This is a genomic window from Kineococcus rubinsiae (assembly GCF_011839805.1).
Taxonomy (GTDB): domain Bacteria; phylum Actinomycetota; class Actinomycetes; order Actinomycetales; family Kineococcaceae; genus Kineococcus; species Kineococcus rubinsiae.
Map to the genome: position 1 here is coordinate 52,891 of NZ_VWPY01000016.1, position 16,931 is coordinate 69,821.

Annotated in this window: 17 protein-coding genes; 9 read left to right on the forward strand and 8 right to left on the reverse strand. The window is 77.4% G+C overall.

Annotation, left to right across the window (positions count from 1 at the left end; translation table 11 throughout):
* Nucleotides 1–43 precede the first annotated feature (43 nt).
* The 4 genes from F1544_RS10480 to F1544_RS26295 all read right to left on the reverse strand — a co-directional run bounded on the left by F1544_RS10480 (nt 44) and on the right by F1544_RS26295 (nt 4,940).
* Nucleotides 44–892 carry a helix-turn-helix transcriptional regulator gene (locus tag F1544_RS10480; RefSeq protein WP_167585005.1) on the reverse strand — a complete coding sequence of 283 codons (849 nt, stop codon included), beginning with the start codon at nt 890–892 and terminating at the stop codon, nt 44–46.
* A gap of 135 nt (nt 893–1,027) precedes the next feature.
* Nucleotides 1,028–3,163 carry a DUF2201 family putative metallopeptidase gene (locus F1544_RS10485; protein ID WP_167585007.1) on the reverse strand — a complete coding sequence of 712 codons (2,136 nt, stop codon included), beginning with the start codon at nt 3,161–3,163 and terminating at the stop codon, nt 1,028–1,030.
* Complete coding sequence (locus F1544_RS26290; RefSeq protein ID WP_167585009.1) at nt 3,160–4,293, reverse strand: AAA family ATPase; 1,134 nt, start codon at nt 4,291–4,293, stop codon at nt 3,160–3,162. The genes F1544_RS10485 and F1544_RS26290 overlap by 4 nt, the downstream gene beginning before the upstream one ends.
* A complete protein-coding gene (locus tag F1544_RS26295; RefSeq protein ID WP_167585011.1) occupies nt 4,290–4,940 on the reverse strand; it encodes a hypothetical protein in 651 nt (216 codons plus the stop codon). The genes F1544_RS26290 and F1544_RS26295 overlap by 4 nt, the downstream gene beginning before the upstream one ends.
* 223 nt (nt 4,941–5,163) lie before the next feature.
* On the opposite strand from F1544_RS26295, the gene F1544_RS10500 reads away from it, so the two are divergent.
* From F1544_RS10500 to F1544_RS10510, 3 genes are read left to right on the forward strand one after another with little or no spacing between them, the layout of a single operon-like run.
* Nucleotides 5,164–6,867, forward strand: coding sequence for an FAD-dependent oxidoreductase (locus F1544_RS10500; protein ID WP_167585032.1), 1,704 nt, complete (start codon nt 5,164–5,166; stop codon nt 6,865–6,867).
* Entirely contained in the window at nt 6,864–8,351 is a 1,488-nt protein-coding gene (locus tag F1544_RS10505) for an ATP-binding protein (protein ID WP_167585013.1), read from the forward strand. The genes F1544_RS10500 and F1544_RS10505 overlap by 4 nt, the downstream gene beginning before the upstream one ends.
* 31 nt (nt 8,352–8,382) lie before the next feature.
* Nucleotides 8,383–8,673 carry a UBP-type zinc finger domain-containing protein gene (locus tag F1544_RS10510; protein WP_167585015.1) on the forward strand — a complete coding sequence of 97 codons (291 nt, stop codon included), beginning with the start codon at nt 8,383–8,385 and terminating at the stop codon, nt 8,671–8,673.
* An 8-nt stretch (nt 8,674–8,681) separates the two neighbouring features.
* On the opposite strand, the gene F1544_RS10515 is transcribed toward F1544_RS10510, so the two are convergent.
* Nucleotides 8,682–9,635 carry a LysR family transcriptional regulator gene (locus tag F1544_RS10515; RefSeq protein ID WP_167585017.1) on the reverse strand — a complete coding sequence of 318 codons (954 nt, stop codon included), beginning with the start codon at nt 9,633–9,635 and terminating at the stop codon, nt 8,682–8,684.
* Nucleotides 9,636–9,684: 49 nt separating this feature from the next.
* Here F1544_RS10515 and F1544_RS26300 point away from each other — a divergent pair, with 49 nt between their 5' ends.
* From F1544_RS26300 to F1544_RS10535, 4 genes are all read left to right on the forward strand, one after another.
* Nucleotides 9,685–10,593: a DMT family transporter gene (locus tag F1544_RS26300; RefSeq protein ID WP_167585019.1), complete on the forward strand. Its 909-nt coding sequence runs from the start codon at nt 9,685–9,687 to the stop codon at nt 10,591–10,593.
* Nucleotides 10,590–11,570 (forward strand): DNA-3-methyladenine glycosylase family protein, encoded by a 981-nt coding sequence (locus tag F1544_RS10525; protein WP_208971650.1) that lies wholly within the window; start codon nt 10,590–10,592, stop codon nt 11,568–11,570. The genes F1544_RS26300 and F1544_RS10525 overlap by 4 nt, the downstream gene beginning before the upstream one ends.
* The gene (locus F1544_RS10530; RefSeq protein ID WP_167585021.1) at nt 11,570–12,478 is read left to right on the forward strand and encodes a polysaccharide pyruvyl transferase family protein; all 909 of its coding nucleotides are present in this window, start codon (nt 11,570–11,572) and stop codon (nt 12,476–12,478) included. The genes F1544_RS10525 and F1544_RS10530 overlap by 1 nt, the downstream gene beginning before the upstream one ends.
* A gap of 116 nt (nt 12,479–12,594) precedes the next feature.
* A complete protein-coding gene (locus tag F1544_RS10535; protein WP_308469994.1) occupies nt 12,595–13,218 on the forward strand; it encodes a helix-turn-helix domain-containing protein in 624 nt (207 codons plus the stop codon).
* Here F1544_RS10535 and cofE read toward each other — a convergent pair.
* Together cofE and cofD are read right to left on the reverse strand one after the other, a co-directional pair.
* Nucleotides 13,215–14,264, reverse strand: a complete 1,050-nt coding sequence (gene cofE / locus F1544_RS10540) for a coenzyme F420-0:L-glutamate ligase (protein WP_167585023.1) — start codon at nt 14,262–14,264, stop codon at nt 13,215–13,217. The two genes, F1544_RS10535 and cofE, sit on opposite strands and share 4 nt — an antisense overlap.
* A complete protein-coding gene (cofD, locus tag F1544_RS10545; protein ID WP_167585038.1) occupies nt 14,261–15,265 on the reverse strand; it encodes a 2-phospho-L-lactate transferase in 1,005 nt (334 codons plus the stop codon). The genes cofE and cofD overlap by 4 nt, the downstream gene beginning before the upstream one ends.
* 490 nt (nt 15,266–15,755) lie before the next feature.
* Here cofD and F1544_RS10550 point away from each other — a divergent pair, with 490 nt between their 5' ends.
* Nucleotides 15,756–15,986, forward strand: a complete 231-nt coding sequence (locus tag F1544_RS10550; RefSeq protein ID WP_167585040.1) for a WhiB family transcriptional regulator — start codon at nt 15,756–15,758, stop codon at nt 15,984–15,986.
* Between the two features lie 27 nt (nt 15,987–16,013).
* On the opposite strand, the gene F1544_RS24310 is transcribed toward F1544_RS10550, so the two are convergent.
* A complete protein-coding gene (locus F1544_RS24310; RefSeq protein WP_167585025.1) occupies nt 16,014–16,451 on the reverse strand; it encodes a metallopeptidase family protein in 438 nt (145 codons plus the stop codon).
* Nucleotides 16,452–16,530: 79 nt separating this feature from the next.
* On the opposite strand from F1544_RS24310, the gene F1544_RS26305 reads away from it, so the two are divergent.
* Nucleotides 16,531–16,931 (forward strand): DUF3499 domain-containing protein (locus F1544_RS26305; RefSeq protein ID WP_308469995.1); only part of this gene is annotated, 401 nt, incomplete at its 3' end.

Here is a 16,931-nt window from a genome sequence, read left to right on the forward strand (position 1 = left end):
TCCGGGCGGACGGCGGGAAGCCTGGGTGGTGGTGATCGGCCGGTCAGTTCCCGGGCTGCTGCCCCACGGCGGTCAGGAACTCCAGCTGCTCGCGCGCGCCGGAACCCACCTGCGGCCGGAACACGACGAGCCGGTGGCCGGAGGCGGGGCTGGCGACGACGTCGCACTGCAGGTCCAGGGGGCCCGTCACCGAGTGCAGCAGGCGCTTGGGCGACGACGTCACGGGGGCCACCTCGTGCTCGGCCCACACCGCGCGGAACTCCGCGCTGCGCTGCAGCAGGTCGTCGACCAGGCCGGAGCCGTAGCGGTCCGTCGCGGGACGCCGGGCGAGGCCCGCGCGCAGGTCCGCGGCGTAGGTGCGGCCGAGCCGCTCGTGCTCGGCCGGGTCGTTGCTGCCGCGCGAGGAGAGGTCGGCGAACCAGCGCCAGGTGACGTTCGACCCCCACCCCGGCAGCCCCGTCCACCGGCCGAGGAGGAGTTCCGCGGCGCGGTTCTGGGCGATGACGGTCAGCAGGTCGTCGGCCACCTGCGCGGGGGTGTCGTGCAGGACGTCGAGCAGGTAGGTCAGGGCCGGGTCGACGTGCGCCCGGGGCGAGTGCGGTGCGGGCGGCTGCAGGCCGGCGAGCAGGAACAGGTGGTCGCGCTCGTCCCCGCTCAGCCGCAGCGCCCGGGCGAGGCTCGCCAGGGCCGACTCCGACGCCGTGGTGACCCGCCCCTGCTCCAGGCGCGAGTAGTAGTCGGGCGACAGGGCCGCCAGCGCCGCGACCTCCTCCCGGCGCAACCCCGGGGTCCGGCGCCGGCCGCCGCCGGGCAGCCCGGCGTCCTCGGGACGCAGCCGCTCGCGCCGCAGCCGGAGGAACTCCCCGAGACCGCCGCCGCTGGTGCCGCTCACCGGACCACCTCCCTCCGCCGTGCTCGTCGCCCCCGTCCCGGGGACGGGAACAGCTTCGCCCACGCGGGCGGGGACAGCCACGGCCCGTTCACCCTGGGAACGCCGGACCCCCCTTCGCGCGACCGGCGACGGCGCTCAGGCGTCGCCGGCGTCGCGGGGGACGGTGATGGTGCGCAACCACGGCGGGACGCCCTCGCGCTCACCGTCGAGCAGCAGCACGGCGTAGGTGGCGCCGGGGTTCTCCGGCGGCGGGCGCTCGGGCCACGGGGTGTCGCCGTCGGTGGCGACGAGGACCAGGTCGACGGAGGGGCGCAGCGCGGCGGCCGCGGTGAAGCCCACGCGCAGGTCGGTGCCGCCCCCGCCGGTCAGCACGACGTCCTGGACGCGGCGCACCAGCCGGGCCCGCCCCGCCGCGGCGTCGCAGGCGATGACCTGCACGCCCGAGCCGTGGACGCGGCGCAGGACCGCGGCCGTCTCGGCGTGCACCCGCGCCAGCATCTCGTCGGTGACCGAGCCGGAGGTGTCGACGACGATCGCGGCGCGGGGCGGACGGGGCTGCCGCATCGCCGGCAGCACCACCCCCGGCGTGGAGGCCGCGCGGCGCGAGGGCCGCGCGTAGGAGTAGTCGCGCGCCCCGGCGACGGACGCGCTGACCCGGCGGGTCAGGCTCGTGAGCTCCCGCCGCCAGTCGACGACCGGAGTGAGGACCGCGCTCGCCCACCGCTCCCACCCCGCGGGCACGGAACCCCGGCTGCGGACGTGGTCGAGCACGTTGCGCGCGGTCTGCTGCCGCAGCAGCTCCGCACGACCGGCGTCGACGCTGCCGTCGTCGTTCCCGGCCGCGTCCCGGCCGCTCGCGTCGCCCTCCCACGCCCGGCGCGGACCGCCCGCGCCGGAACCGCAGTCGTCGTACCCGGCCGGCGGGGGCGGGGGCTGCCCGGCGGCGCTGCGGTCGGTGCCCACGGCGAGGGTGGCCGACGCCTGCTCCCCGGCCGTCGTGACGACGACGAGGTAGGAGCCGTCGGCGAGCGGCCGCGCGACGTCGAGGTTCACCACCTGCGGGCCGAGGACGCGCAGGTGCCCCAGCGCTCCCGCGACGGGTTCCAGCCCGGCCGCGGGGTCGAGCAGCTCCGCGGTGCTCGTGGCGTCGAACCGCACGTCGTCGCCGACCCCGGCCAGCGCAACGGGGACCGCGTGCCCGCCGGGGAGGCGCTGCGGGCTGAGGTCGAGGTGGGGGACGCCGACGGGCAGCGCGGCCTGCAGGACCTCCTCGCCGGTGCGCACCCGCACGAGGTGGGTCCCCTCGGGAACGGCGCCGACGGAGAACGTGAGGAACGTGGCGCTGACGGGGGTGACGTCGGCGACGGCGCCCAGGGCGCCGCCGTCGGCGGTGAGCAGGTCGACGACCGTCGCCGCCGAGAACCGGGTTCCCCGGCCCACCACGACGACCTTCTCGTGCGCGTTCCTGCGGCGCGGCAGGTGGTCCGGGCGCAGGGTGATGGTCGGGGCGGTGACCGTCAGGACGGCGCTCGCGCGGCCGTCGGCGTCGGTGAGCTCCACGGGGTGCTCGCCGGGAGGCAGCCTCGTGACCAGGTCGAAGGAGGCCGTGCGGGCGTCGTGCACGGCGACGGGGACGGGGGCACCGCCCACCGCGAGCCGCGCCCCGGCGGTGAGGAACGGCTCGCGCGTGTGCGCCACGACCCGTGCGGGAACGGCGTGGTCGTGCCGGACCGCCCCGGGCAGCAGCAGCATCGACGGCGGCGGGGCCGCCAGCCGCCGGCCCGCGGGGCTGTCGGCCAGCAGCCGGTAGATCTGCTCGGCGGTCATCCCGGCCGCGGCACCGGGGACCCGCTCCGGGTACCACGCCTTGATGGCCGGCAGCCGGACGCCCGCGCTGCGCAGGTCGTCGTTGATCGCGCAGTCGCCGGCCTGGTTGAACAGCGGGTGCAGCCCCTGGGGTTCGCCCAGGGCGTCGAACCGCTCGTGGTGGCGGCGCAGCGGGTGCCCGACCTCGTGCAGCCAGACGCCGACGACCTCGGCGACGTCGAGGGTGAGGATGAACTCGGGGTTGTAGTACATCCGCCAGCGCGGGTCGACGCCGACCGTGGGGATCGCCGTCGTGGGCACGGTCGTCACGGCGTACAGGGCGTCGCCGAGGTACGGCAGGAGCTCACCGGCCCGGGCGCGCCCGGCGGCCAGGCGCAGGGCCGCCCTCTCCTGCAACGCGTCCGCGTCCGGTGCTGCAGCCGGGCGCCCGCGCGGCGGGTTCACGCGTCCCGGGTCAGCAGGCCGAGCTCGGCGAGGATCGGGCCGAGGGAGGCGACGACGTCCGGCGTCGGCATGGCCCCCGTGGGCCGGTCCTGCGCCCAGCGGCGGCCGTAGGAGAACGCGATGTCGGCGCTGCGGGCGTCGGCGATCTTCGCGAGGACCCGGCCGCACGCGGTCCAGCGCTCGACGGTGTTGTTCGCGGCGGTCGCCGACCACACCGACGCCGCGACGGCGTACGTCTTGTCCGTGCGCCGGGGGTCGACGACCCACGCGTCGGGGTCGCGCAGGAGCTCCTCCGGGTCGGGCAGGTCGAGGTCGCGCACGTAGGCCAGGAACGTCCCGGCCGCGGCGACGCCGACGGTGCCCGCGACGAGCAGGGTGACCACGGTCCCGTTGGCGCCCGCGGCCTGCGCGTGCGCGAGCAGCCGCGCCGCCATGTCCCACGAACGGGGCGTGGGGAACGCCCGGCCGGCCTCCTCGGAGGAGGACGGCAGCCGCGTGACGAGTTCCGGCTTGGAGCCGAGGAACACCCCGACGAGGGTGGTGACCTGCTCCAGCCGCGCCGCGACGTCCGCCGCGTCGGCCCGCGGCACCCGCACCGCCGGCCAGCCGCTCGTGAACCCCTCGCGCACCGTCTCGGCGTCCAGGCTCCACGTCAGGTGCAGGAACCGGTTCGCGACGGGCGGCGCCAGGTCCCACCCGTCGGCGGCCACGTCCGGCGGGTTCGCGGCCGCGACCGTGCGGACCTCCGCCGGCAGCCGCAGGTCCCCGACGACACCCTCGAGGATCGGGCGCAGCAGCGCGGCCTGCGTCGCGGGCGGGGCCGTGGACACCTCGTCGTAGAACTGGATGCCCGCCCGGCCGCCGGCGACGGCGTCGCGCAGCCGCACGGCCCACGACGGCGGCGCGAGCGCGGCGGTCCCCGTGGCGCTGTCGACGATCGGCAGCCCCGCGAAGTCGCTGGGCTCGCGGATCGAGGCGATCACCGTCTCCAGGTGGGCGTCCATGCCGTCGGCCAGCTCCCGCACCACCGACGACTTCCCCTGCCCGGGCGGCCCCCACAGGACGACCGGGACGTTGGCGAGCAGGGCGATCCCGAGGGCGTCGCAGGTGTCGGTGTGCTGCTGGCTCACCACCCCACTGTGCCCTGCAGCGCACCGAGCAGCGCGATGCGGTCGGGGGTGAGGGTGCCCGCGGCGTGCGCCGCCGCGACGTCGGCCGCACCGAGCCCGACTCCCGCCGCGGCCAGCACGAGGCGCAGGTCGAGGTCGCCCCCGGGCGGGTGCGCGGCGAGGAACTCCTGCAGGTCCGCGTGCAGCAGGGCGAAGGCCAGGACCTCGGCGGGGTCGAGGTCGACGTGGTGCCCGCGCAGCACGGTCGCCGCGCGCAACCGGGCCAGCGGGTCGCCCAGCGCGACCGGGGCGCCGTCGAGGCTCGTCAGCCGGACGGTGGCGCCGATCGCGGCGACCTCCGCGCGGTGGCCGAGGCCGGGCAGCAGGAGGTGGCGGTGCAGGGTCACGACGACGTCGGGCCACGCGAAGGGCGGCTGCTCCGGCCCGGGGGAGGGGGCGCCGGCCGGCCGGCTGTGGGTGAGCGTGAGCGGCCGCCCGTCGGGGCGGCCGGGCCGGCGGGCGCGCCAGAGCCGGTGGACGACGTCGGGCAGACCGCCGTGCGGCAGGGGGCGCGCGGGCGGGTCGGCCACCAGGTCGAGGGCATCCAGCCGCACCCGCTCGGGCGCCGGGCCCGGGCGGGGCCGGCGGTGACGGCGTCGGGCGGGCACCGGCCGAGCGTAGGCAGGGCCTCCGGCGCGCGCGCCCGGAGCCCGGGTCGCCCCGTCTCCGGTGCCGGTCCGGGGGGTTGCCCGAGGGTGGGGACAGGGCCGCGGCCCGGCGGTTACTGTCTCGACGTCCGCGCCCGCGGCCGAGAGCGAGGAGCCGCCGTTGTCCGTCCCCACCGGAGCCCCGCCCACCCAGCCGGCCGGGCGTCCCCCGCTCGCCGCGCCGCTGCCCGAGCCCCGCGCGCCCCGCGCCGGCGACGAGGCGCCGCGGCCCGTGATCCTCACGGTCGACGACGACCCGGGCGTGGCCCGGGCCGTCGCGCGCGACCTGCGCCGCCGCTACGGCCGCACGCACCGCGTCGTGCGCGCCGACTCGGGGCCCGAGGCCCTGGAGGTGCTGCAGGAGCTCGTCCTGCGGGGGCAGCAGGTCGCGGTGCTGCTGGCCGACCACCGGATGCCCGTCATGACCGGGGTCGAGTTCCTCGAGAAGGCCATGGACCTCGTCCCGGACGCCAAGCGGGTCCTGCTCACGGCCTACGCGGACACCGACGCCGCGATCCGCGCCATCAACGACGTCGACCTCGACCGGTACCTGCTCAAGCCGTGGGACCCGCCGGAGGAGAACCTCTACCCGCCCCTGGACGAGCTCCTCGCCGACTGGGCCGCGCACGTGCGCCCACCCGTCGCCCGCCTCTCCGTCGTCGGGCACCAGTGGTCCGCGGACACCCAGGACGTCAAGGAGTTCCTCGCCCGCAACGGCATCCCCTACCGCTACGTCGACGTCCGCTCGACCGAGGGGCACCGCCTGCTGGCGGTCGGCGGGCTGGCCGGGACGCCGGAGGTGCTGCCGGTCGCGTTCCTGCCCGACGGCACGACCCTGCCGGCCGCGCGCCCGCGCGCCCTGGCCGAGCGCCTCGGGATCGCGACGACCGCGGGCGGCCCGTTCTACGACGTGGTCGTCGTCGGTGGCGGGCCGGCCGGCCTCGGGGCCGCGGTGTACGCCGCCAGCGAGGGGCTGCGCACCCTGCTCGTGGAGCGCTCCGCGACGGGCGGTCAGGCCGGGCAGAGCAGCCGCATCGAGAACTACCTCGGCTTCCCCCGCGGCGTCTCCGGCGCGGACCTCGCCCAGCGCGCCCGCGACCAGGCCACGCGGTTCGGCGTGGAGATCATCACGACGGCCGAGTGCACGGGCGTCCACGCCACGGGCGACGGGCGCACCGTCGCCCTCGCCGACGGGACGTCGGTGGCCTGCCACGCCGTGGTGCTCGCGACGGGCGTCTCCTACTCGGCGCTCGCCGTGCCCGGCCTCGCCGAGTTCGCCGGCCGCGGCGTCTACCAGGGCGCGGGCGTGCACGAGGCGGTGAACTGCCGCGACCAGGTCGTCCACGTCGTCGGGGCCGCGAACTCCGCCGGGCAGGCCGCGCTGCACTTCGCCAAGTTCGCCTCCGAGGTCGTGCTGCTCGTGCGCGGGGACTCGCTGCGGCGCAGCATGAGCGAGTACCTCGTCGCGCGGATCGAGGCGGCCGAGAACATCCGCGTCCGCCTGTGCACCGAGATCGTCGGGGCCTCGGGCGACGGGCACCTGGAGCACCTCACCCTGCTGGACAAGGCCGCCGCGACGCACGAGACGGTCCCCGCGGAGTGGCTGTTCGTGTTCATCGGCGCGGCCCCGCGCACGGAGTGGCTGGGTGAGGCGTTCGCGCGCGACGAGAAGGGTTTCCTGCGCACGGGGCCCGACCTGCTCGACGCGGACGGCCGCCCGCCCGCGGGGTGGGGCGTGACCCGCGACCCGTACCTCCTGGAGTCCAGCCTCGCGGGTGTCTTCGTCGCCGGCGACGCCCGGGCCGCGTCCATCAAGCGGGTCGCCTCGGCGGTCGGCGAGGGCGCGCTGGCCGTGAGCTTCGTGCACCGCTACCTGGAGGGCCTGTGACCCTGCCCGGCGTCTGGCGCGACCCCCCGAGCGGGGCCGACGCCGCGGGGCTGCCTCCCGCGGCGCCGGACGCGGCCCGCGTCCCCGCGGCCGAGCTGCGGTCGCTGTTCCTGTTCGAGAGCCTCTCGGACAGCAAGCTGGAGTGGCTGTCCCGCAACGGGGAACGGCGCACCTACGCGGCGGACGCGGTGGTGTTCCGCGAGGGCGACCCGGCCGAGTGGCTGTTCCTGCTGCTGGAGGGCGAGATCTGCCTGCTGAAGTCGGTGGCGGGCCAGCAGGTGTCGCTCTCGACCTCCACGCACCGCGGCGCCTACGCGGGCGCCACCCGAGCCTTCGTCACCGACGCGGACCACACCTACGCCAACACGATGAAGGCGCTGTCCGCCTCGAGCTTCTACCTGCTGCCCGCCGAGCACTTCGCCCGGTTCGTGCGCGGCGCCATGCCCATGGCGGTCCACCTGCTCGACGGGCTGTTCATCGGGATGCAGAACTCCGAGGCCACGATCCGGCAGCGGGAGCACCTGGCGCGGCTCGGAACCCTCTCCGCGGGGCTCGCGCACGAGCTGAACAACCCCGCCGCCGCGGCCGTGCGGGCGGCGGCCCAGCTCTCGGAGCCGCTGGCGGCCCTGGCCGGGTCCGCCGCGGCCTTCGCGCGCGTCAGCGCCGACGAGGACTTCCTCGCCCGCGCCGAGGCGGTGCGCGCGGACGCCGTCGCCCACGCCTGCACCGCGCCCGCGCTCGGGGCGCTGGACCGCGCCGACGCCGAGGACGAGGTCACCGACCTGCTGGAGGACGCCGACGTCGACGGCGCCCCCGAGGTCGCCGTCACCCTCGTGGGTTCCGGCCTCGACGCCGGCTGGGTCTCCGCTGCGCTGCAGCGGCTCGCGGGCCCCGCCCGGTCCGAGGCGTTCGCGTGGCTCGCCGCCGTGGTGGAGGCCGAGTCGCTGGCCCGCGAGATCGGCGACGCCACCGAGGCCATCTCCGCCCTGGTCGCCGCGGTGAAGGAGTACAGCTACCTCGACTCCTCCGCCGTGCAGGACGTCGACCTGCACGCGGGGCTGGACAGCACGCTGCGGATGCTGGCCCACAAGCTGCGGGGCATCACCGTGCAGCGGGACTTCGCCCCGGACCTGCCGCGCGTCAGCGCCTACGGCGCCGAGCTGAACCAGGTCTGGACGAACCTCCTGGACAACGCGGCCGCCGCGACGGGCGGCACGGGCACCGTGCGGCTGCGCACCTCGCACGCGGCCGGCCGGGTCCGCGTCGAGATCGCCGACGACGGCCCGGGGATCCCACCCGAGGCCCAGCCCCGGGTGTTCGAGGCGTTCTTCACGACCAAGGGTCCGGGGGCCGGCACCGGCCTGGGCCTGGACAGCTCCCGGCGCATCGTGGAGGACCGCCACCACGGCAGCATCGGGTTCACGACCGGACCGGCCGGGACGACGTTCGCCGTCGAGCTCCCGGTGCAGCAGGTCCTGCGGTGACCGACCACCCCACCCCTCCGGAGGAGACGCCATGACCTGCACGCACCTCGACACGATCGACGTCACCCTCGCCCCCGGTACCGACGGCTGCGAGGAGTGCCTGGCCACGGGCGGCCGCTGGGTCCACCTGCGCATGTGCCAGGAGTGCGGCCACGTCGGCTGCTGCGACAACTCCCCGGGCAGGCACGCGACGGGCCACAACACCTCGACGAGCCACCCGGTCATCCGGAGCTTCGAGCCGGGCGAGGAGTGGTTCTGGTGCTACCCCGACGAGCTGGCGTTCGAGCTCGAGGACGTCCCGCCGGCGCCGTCGCACTCGTAGCCGCCGGTTCAGGCCACCAGGTCGGGCACCGCGTCCGGGCGGTCGGCGGCGGCGCGCAGCAGGGCGCCGAGGACGGCGGCCGTCGGGGCGTCGGCGTCGCGGCCCGCGCGGGTCACGGCGTAGATGGAGCGCGCGGCCGGCGTCCCCGCGAGGGGGACGACGGCGAGGCCGGTGTGTCGCAGCGGGTGCGCGAGGCGGGGGAGCAGGGCGACGCCCGCCCCGGCGGCGACGAGGGCCGCGACGGCGTCCCACTCCCGGCAGTGGTGGCGGACGTCGGGGGCGAAGCCCGCCGAGGCGCACGCCCCCGAGGTGATCTGGGCGCACGCGTCGCTCGCGGGGGAGGAGACCCACGCCTCGTGCGCGAGCTCCTCCAGCGGGATCTCCGGCAGGTGCGCGCTCGGGTGCCCCGAGGGCAGCAGGGCGTCGAGGACGTCGGTGAGCAGGTCGACGCGGTGGTAGCGCGGGTCGTCGCGGCGCCGGGCGCCGTGCGTGTCGACCGCGACCACGACGTCCAGCTCGCCGGCGTCCAGGCCCGCGAGGGCGTCGTCGGGCTCCTTCTCGCGCACGAGCACCTCCAGGCCCGGGCGCTCGCGGCGCAGCCGGCCCAGGGCCGGGGCGACGACGGCCGCGATGGCCGTGGCCAGGGAGCCGACGCGGACCTCGCCGACCGTGCCGTCGGCGAACGCGGACAGGTCCGCGCGCGCGAGCTCCAGCTGGGCGGCCATCGCGTCCGCGTGGCGCAGCAGGACCCGCGCCTGCCCCGTCAGCCTGACGCCGCGGCCCTGCTTCTCCAGGAGGGGGACGTCGAGGTCGCGGGCCAGGCCGGCCAGCTGCTGCGAGACGGCGGACGGCGTGAGGTGCAGGGCGGCAGCGGTGGCAGCCACCGTGCCGCGCTGGTCGACCTCGCGCAGCAGGCGCACCCGGCGGAGATCGATCGTGAAGTTCCCGCTGTCGATTGACATGGCAGAACTCTAGCTGGACTGAAGGGTTTGCGAGGGGCACTCTGCAGAGGTGTCCCGCCGCGCCAGCCTCCTCTTCGCCGCCCTCGCCGTCGCCTGGGGCATCCCGTACCTCCTGATCAAGGTGGCCGGCGTCGAGCTCGCGCCGTCGACCCTCGTGCTGGCGCGCACCGCGCTGGCCGCCGTGCTGCTGCTGCCCCTGGCCCTGCTGCGCGGCCAGGTGGGGCCGGTGCTGCGGCGGTGGCGCCCCGTCCTCGCCTACGCCGTCGTCGAGATCGTCGTGCCGTGGTTCTTCCTGGCCCGCGCGGAGCAGGAGCTGCCCAGCTCGACCACGGGCCTGCTCATCGCGGCGGTGCCCCTGGTGGCCGTCCTCGTCGCCCTCGTCACGGGCCGCGCCGAGCGCCTCGGCGGGCGCGGCTGGCTCGGCCTGGCCGCCGGCACCGCGGGCGTGGCGGCGCTCGTCGGCCTCGACGTCCGCGGCTCCGACCTCGGCGCGGTCGCCGAGGTCGGTGTCGTCGTCCTCGGCTACGCCATCGGCCCGGCGCTGCTCGCGCGGTGGCTCGGCGACGTCGGGGGCCTCGGCGTCATGGCCGTCAGCGTGACGATGTCCGCGCTCCTCTACGTCCCCGTCGTGCTGCTGGGCCCGGGCCTGCCGACGGCGCTGCCCTCGACCCGCGTCCTGCTCTCCGTCGCCGTGCTCGCCGCGGTCTGCACCGCGGCCGCGTTCCTGCTGCTGTTCGCCCTCGTGGGCGAGCTCGGGCCCGTGCGCGCCCTGTCCGTCGTCTACGTGAACCCGCTCGTCGCGATCCTCGCGGGCGTGACGCTGCTCGGGGAGCGGATCAGCACCTGGACGGTCCTGGGCTTCGCGCTCGTCCTGGCCGGGTCGTTCCTCGTGACGCGCCCCGCCCGCGCGCGCAGCGCCGAGGGCGTCGTCCCGGCAGGTCGTACCGTGACCCCGTGACCGTTCCCGCGCCGCGCGAGGCCGCCGAGGGCGACGCCCCGCTGGTGCGGCGCTGGCGCCCCGGACGCCCGGTCGCCGTGCACCGCACGCTGGCGGTCCTGCGCCGCGGCGGGGGCGACCCGACCTACCGGCGCGAGCCGACCGGGGCGGTCTGGCGGGCCACGCACACGCCCGACGGGCCGGTGCTGCTGCGCATCGCCGCCGTGCCGGCGGACGCCGAGCTCGAGGCGCACGCCTGGGGCCCGGGCGCCGACTGGGCGCTGGACGGCGTGCCCGAGCTGTTCGGCGAGGGCGACACCACGGCCGCCGACTTCGTCCCGCTGCCCGAGCACCCCGCCCTCGTCGAGGCCTGGCGCGCGCACCCGCAGGAGCGGGTGCCCCGCACGCGCGCCGTCTTCGAGGCCCTGTCGGCGTCCGCGCTGGAGCAGGTCGTCACCGGCGTGGAGGCCTTCGCGGCCTGGCGCCGCCTCGTGCACCGCTTCGGCGACCCGGCCCCCGGCCCCGCGGGGCTGCTGCTCCCGCCGACGCCCGAGCAGTGGCTGCGGGTGCCGTCCTGGGAGTGGCTGCAGGCCGGCGTCGAGCTGCGCCGGCGGCGCGTGACGATCATCGCCGCGCCCCGCGCCGCGGCCCTGGAGCGCACCCTGGCGCTGTCCGCCGACGAGGCCGACCGCGCGCTGCGCTCCCTGCCGGGCGTGGGCGTCTGGACGTCCGCGGAGGTCCGCCAGCGGGCCCACGGGCACCCCGACGCGTTCTCCTTCGGCGACTACCACGTCGCCAAGGACGTCTCCTGGGCGCTGACGGGGGAGGTGCTCGACGACGCCGGCTGCGCCGAGGTCCTCGAGTGCTACCGGGGCCACCGGTTCCGCGTCCAGCGGCTGCTGGCGCTCGCGGGGCACCGCCGTCCGCGCTTCGGCCCCCGCATGACGCTGCCCACCCACACCCCCAACCGCGCCGTGCGGCACCGCGGCACCCGCTGATGCGCGTCCTGCTGGTCGGCTGGTCGAGCGTCCTGCACGGCGAGGCCACCGCCGGCGACGTGCTCGCCACCCAGGCCGTGGCCGAGCGCCTGACCGCGGAGGGCGTCGCGCACGACCACGCCTGGAGCCCGGCGATGCACCGCGCCTACGGCCCGCGCGGCGGCCTCCTGCTCGACGACGTCGACCCGGCCGCCTACACGCACCTCGTGTGGGTGTGCGGCCCGCTGACGGGGGAGCCGGTCCGCGAGCTGCACGAGCGCTTCGCCCACGCCCACCGCAGCGCCGTCGGCGTCTCCGTGCTCGACCCCGACGACCCCGCCGTCACGGGCTTCCACGTCGTCGTGCCCCGCGACGCCCCGGGCCGGGCGCCGCAGCGCGACCTCGCGGCCTGCCCCGCGTCGCCCGCCGTGCCCGTCGCGGGCGTCTACCTGACCCACGGCCAGGGCGAGTACGGCGGCCGCCGGCGCCACGACGACGTCGCCGCCGCGATCGGCCGCTGGCTCGACGGCCGCGAGCTCGCCCGGCTGCCGCTGGACACCCGGCTCGACCCCCGCGACTGGCGGCTGCCGGCCACGGCCGAGCAGGTCCTCGCGGTGGTCGCGCGCCTGGACCTCGTCGTCACGACCCGCCTGCACGGGCTCGTGCTGGCGCTGCGCAGCGGCGTCCCGGCGCTCGCGGTGGACCCGGTGGCCGGCGGCGGGAAGGTGAGCGAGCAGGCCCGCGCGTGGGGCTGGCCCGCGCTCGTCGCGGCCGAGGACCTGCTGGCCGACGACGGGGCGCTGGTCCTCGACGAGCAGGCTGCCTGGTGCCTGTCCGGGGCCGGGCGGGCCGAGGCCGACCGCTGCCGGGACGAGGCGGGCGCCGCGGGCCGGGAGCAGCTCGACGCGCTGGTCGCGGCCCTGCGCTGAGCGACGCCGCCCGACGGGCCCGCGCCGCCCGCCCGCGCCACGGTCGGGCAACCCCCGTTTCCCCAGCAGGCACGCTGTTAACGTGGCGGTCCCGCACGAGCGAGCGAGGGGTGGACGTGGCCGGCAGCGAGGTGACGGCGGAGGTCCCGGACGTCCGGATCGGGGCCCGGCTGCGCAGCGCGCGCCTGGCCCAGCGGCGCACGATGGCCGAGGTCGCGGCGGCGAGCGGCCTGACGAAGGGCTTCCTCTCCCGCCTGGAGCGCGACCAGGCCAACGCCTCCGTCGCCGCCCTCGTCCGGCTGTGCGCGGCGCTGGACCTGCCCGTCGGGAGCCTGTTCGAGCCCGCCCCGGCCGGGGAGGTCGTGCTCGCGGGGGAGTACCCGCCCATCGCCTTCGGCGGTCACGGCCTGCGGGAGTTCCTGCTGACCCCGCGCGGGGAGCGGCGCCTCGCCGCGATCGTCAGCGAGGCGGGACCCGGCGGCGGCAGCGGCGACGAGCCCTACGGGCTGCCGGCCGACGTCGAGTTCGTCCTCGTCCTGGCGGGCGCGGTGCACCTGCGCTTCCCGGCCCCCGACGGGTCTGAGGCGGCCGTGGACCTCGCCGAGGGCGACGCGTTCACGTTCCCGCCGAGCGCGCCGCACACCTTCACGGCGGGCCCGGACGGCGCGCGCGTGCTGTGGGTGATCAGCCCCGCGCTGCCCGACGAGGCCGCGCGCCTCCTGCCCGGGGACCGGGACTAGCCCTCCGCGACCGGCGTGGCCTCCGCGACCGGCGTCGCTTCGGCGACCAGGACGAGCACGCCGTCCGCCCCGCGCTGCACGCGGCCGGTGAGGTCGACGGTCCACAGCGCCGCCAGCAGCCGCTGCGTGAGCACGCCCCGCCCGAAGTCGTCGGCCGCGTCGACGTGCACGGCGTCGCCCTCGACGCGGCAGCGGCCCGCCGCGCCTGCGACGGCGACCTCCACGGCCCGCGCGGTGCGCTCCGCGAGCGTGCCGGGCACGATCGGCGGGACGTCGACGTCCTCGGCCCCGAGGGCCGCGCGCACGGCCTCGACGTGGCCGAGGCGGAACCAGTCGCCCGCGGCCGCGCGCACCAGCGAGCGGGCGCCCGGCCCGTCGTCGGCCGTGACCCAGGCGCCGAGGCCGCGCACCAGGGCGGCTGGCACGTGGTCCGTCTTGCCCTTGACGAGGTCCGCGGCCGAGGCGATCTCGTCGGCCAGGGCCCGCTCGGTCACGGTCATCGTCCGGCCCGCGGTGTCCTCGGCGCCCCGCAGGTCGTCGACGACGGCGACACCGGCGCAGCCGAGCGCGAAGTCGACCTGACCGTCGCGCCAGGCCCGCCCTGCGGTGTCGGTGACCACGACGCCGACGAGCGCGCCGGAGCGCCCGCGCAGCCCAGCGCGCAGCTCGCGGGCCGCGGCGTCAGGGTCGGCGGGCAGGACCAGGACAGTGCCCTCGGCGACGTTCGACGCGTCGACCCCCGCGGCGGCCATGACGGGACCCGCCGCCGCCTCGACGATGCGCGCGATGCCGCTGGGCGTGCGCCGCGCGGCGACGGTCCGGACGCTCTCGCGCAGCACGACGTCCTCGCGCTCGGCCGCCGGCTCGGTCAGGCCCATCGCCTTGGAGACGACCTTGCTGGAGACCACGAGGACGTCACCGTCGCGCAGCGTCGTGCCGGCGGCCGCCAGCGCGTCCACGAGCAGGCCCGCGAGGTCGGCGCCGGGCCCGACCTCGCCGACGCCCGCCACGCCCGTCACGGTGAGGGTGGCCGGGGTGGCGCTCACGCGGCGCGGTCCGTCCGGACGAGCTCGAGCGCGAGGTCCAGGGCGGCGCCCGCCAGGTCGGCGGTGGCCTGCGGGTCGCTCATGAGCAGCGGACGGCTGCGGACCGTGAGGCCCGGCGTCGCGGGCACCTCGTCCCCCTCGGCGACCAGCCAGCCGTCGAGGAGACCGTCGTAGAGCCCGGCGACGGCCGCGGCCGTCGTGGGCACGCCGATCGCGGTGAGGCACGCGTCCGCCATGCCCCGCACGGGCGCGCCCGCGATGACGGGGGAGACGCCCACGACGGGCGCCGAGCGCGCGCGCAGCTCCTCGCGGATCCCCGGGACCCTGAGGATGGTGCCGATCGAGACGACCGGGTTGCTCGGCGGGAGGATCACGACGTCGGCCTCGCGCAGCGCCGCCAGGACGCCGGGCGCCGGGGTGGCCGCGGCGGCGCCGACGGGTTCGATGGCCAGCGCCGGGACGGCGGCGTGCAGGCGCACCCACCACTCCTGGAAGTGCACGCGCCGCCCGCCCGCCTCGCCGTGGTGCTGCGCGGGGTCGACGGGCGCGAGGTCGACGTGGGTCTCGACGACGTCGTCGGTCATGGGCAGCAGCCGGACGCCGGGCCGCCACCGCTCGCACAGGACGGCCGTCGCCTCCGACAGCGTGCGGCCCTCGGCCAAAAGCCGGCTGCGCACGACGTGCGTCGCGAGGTCCTTGTCGCCGAGGGTGAACCAGGTCGGGGACTGCCCGTAGGCCGCGAGCTCGTCGGCGACGCCGGAGGTCTCCTCGCTGCGCCCCCAGCCGCGGACCTCGTCGATGCCGCCGCCGAGGGTGTACATGACGGAGTCGAGGTCGGGGCTGACCCGCAGGCCGTGCAGCGTGATGTCGTCGGCGGTGTTGCTGATCACGGTGACCCGGGCGTCGCGGCGGGCCGGGTCGTCGCTGGCGCGCAGGTGCGCGAGCAGGCCGCGCAGGAAGCGGGCACCGCCCACCCCGCCCGCGAGCGCCGTGATCCGCAGTCCCTGCACCGGCCCGCCGGCGGCCGTCCGGGTCGCGGCGTCGTCGTCCTCGTTCATGGCCGCAGTCTTGCCGACGGCGGGAGCGGTGACCCTGCGAGGTCCCGGCGGGCGCCCGGCGGGGCCCTCGGGGGCCCGTTCGTGGACGACTCGTGAGGCTCCTGTGGCAGGCGGGGCGGGAGATACCACGACGGGCTTGACTCTCGAGGACGACACGCGTGTAATTCCACCAGTGGTGGTCACTCCGTGACTGCTAGATCACCGGTAGTGACTAGATGAGGCCGTCGGGGGGCACCCAGTGGAGATCGATGTGCAGGTGCGCGAGAGGCCGCTGTCCGTGGTGAGCGAAGAGGCGGCCGTCCGGAGCGACCTCAGCGTCGTCGAGGGCCCGGACGTCGAGGGCCCGGACGAGGACGTCGACGCGGCGCCGCAGACCCGACCCGAGCTGGCGATCGTCGAGGTCACCGGCTGGGGCACCGGCCGCCACCCCGGGATGACCCCGGAGGACCCGGGCTGGCAGGAGCTCGCCCTGTGCGCGCAGACGGACCCCGAGGCCTTCTTCCCCGAGAAGGGCGGCTCCACCCGCGAGGCCAAGCGCGTCTGCCAGTCCTGCGAGGTCCGGCAGGAGTGCCTCGAGTACGCCCTGGGCAACGACGAGCGCTTCGGCATCTGGGGCGGCCTGTCCGAGCGGGAGCGCCGGCGCCTCAAGCGCCTCATCAGCTGACCTGAGTCTCAGGGGCCGGCCGGCGGGTCAGTCCTCGCCGTAGCGGGGGTCGACGTCGTCCGGCGGCAGCTCCAGCAGGTGCGCCACCTGCTGGATGACCACCTCGGCCACGAGGTCGTCGAGGTCGTCCTCGTCGGCCCGCGTCTCCACCGGCCGGCGGTACACCACGACCCGCGGCGGGCTCGCGCCGTCGGCGGGGAACAGGCGCCCGAGCGGGACGGCGTCGTCCTCCCACGGGGCCGGGTCCGAGGGCGGGACGTCCTCGACCGCGAACTCCACGCCCGCGAGCTCCTGCGCCCAGCGGCGCTCCAGCAGGTCGACGGCGTCGAGGACGAGGTCGTCGAAGCGCTCGGCGCGGGTGCGCGCCGCCGGCAGGGACGCCGGCAGCAGCGGACCGCGCAGGCCCCGCCCGTGCCGGTCCCGCCGCTCGTTCCTGCGCGTCCTCGACGGCCGCCCTCGTGCCACGGCTGGAGGGTACGACACGGCGCGTGCCCACCCCCGCGGATGCGGCGCAGCCGCGGGCGCGGCGGGTAGCGTGCGGGCCGTGAGCACTCCCGGGACCACCCCCACGCGGCAGGGCGGGCGCGGCGGAGACGTCCGCGGCCAGGCCCCGGGCCGCGACGGCACCGGGGGAGCCGAGGCCAAGCGGCGCTGCTCGCGGACCGCGTGCGGCCGCAACGCCGTGGCCACCCTGACCTACGTGTACTCCGACTCCACCGCCGTGCTCGGCCCGCTGGCCACCTACGCGGAGCCGCACTGCTACGACCTGTGCGCCGAGCACGCCGACCGGCTGACCGCCCCCCGCGGCTGGGAGGTCGTGCGCCTGGCCCCCGGCATGGTCGAGGCCGCCCGCAGCCACGACGACATCCTCGCGGTCGCCGACGCCGTGCGGGACCGTCCCGCGGCGCCCCGCGCGCCCGCCGCCCCGGCCCCCGGGACCACCGC

Excerpts from the sequence above, each read along its gene's own strand:
- F1544_RS10510 (WP_167585015.1), top strand. The coding sequence starts at position 8,383 with ATGACCTGCACGCACCTCGACACGATCGACGTCACCCTCGCCCCCGGT.
- F1544_RS10515 (WP_167585017.1), bottom strand. The coding sequence starts at position 9,635 with ATGTCAATCGACAGCGGGAACTTCACGATCGATCTCCGCCGGGTGCGC.
- F1544_RS10530 (WP_167585021.1), top strand. The coding sequence starts at position 11,570 with ATGCGCGTCCTGCTGGTCGGCTGGTCGAGCGTCCTGCACGGCGAGGCC.
- F1544_RS10550 (WP_167585040.1), top strand. The coding sequence starts at position 15,756 with ATGACCCCGGAGGACCCGGGCTGGCAGGAGCTCGCCCTGTGCGCGCAG.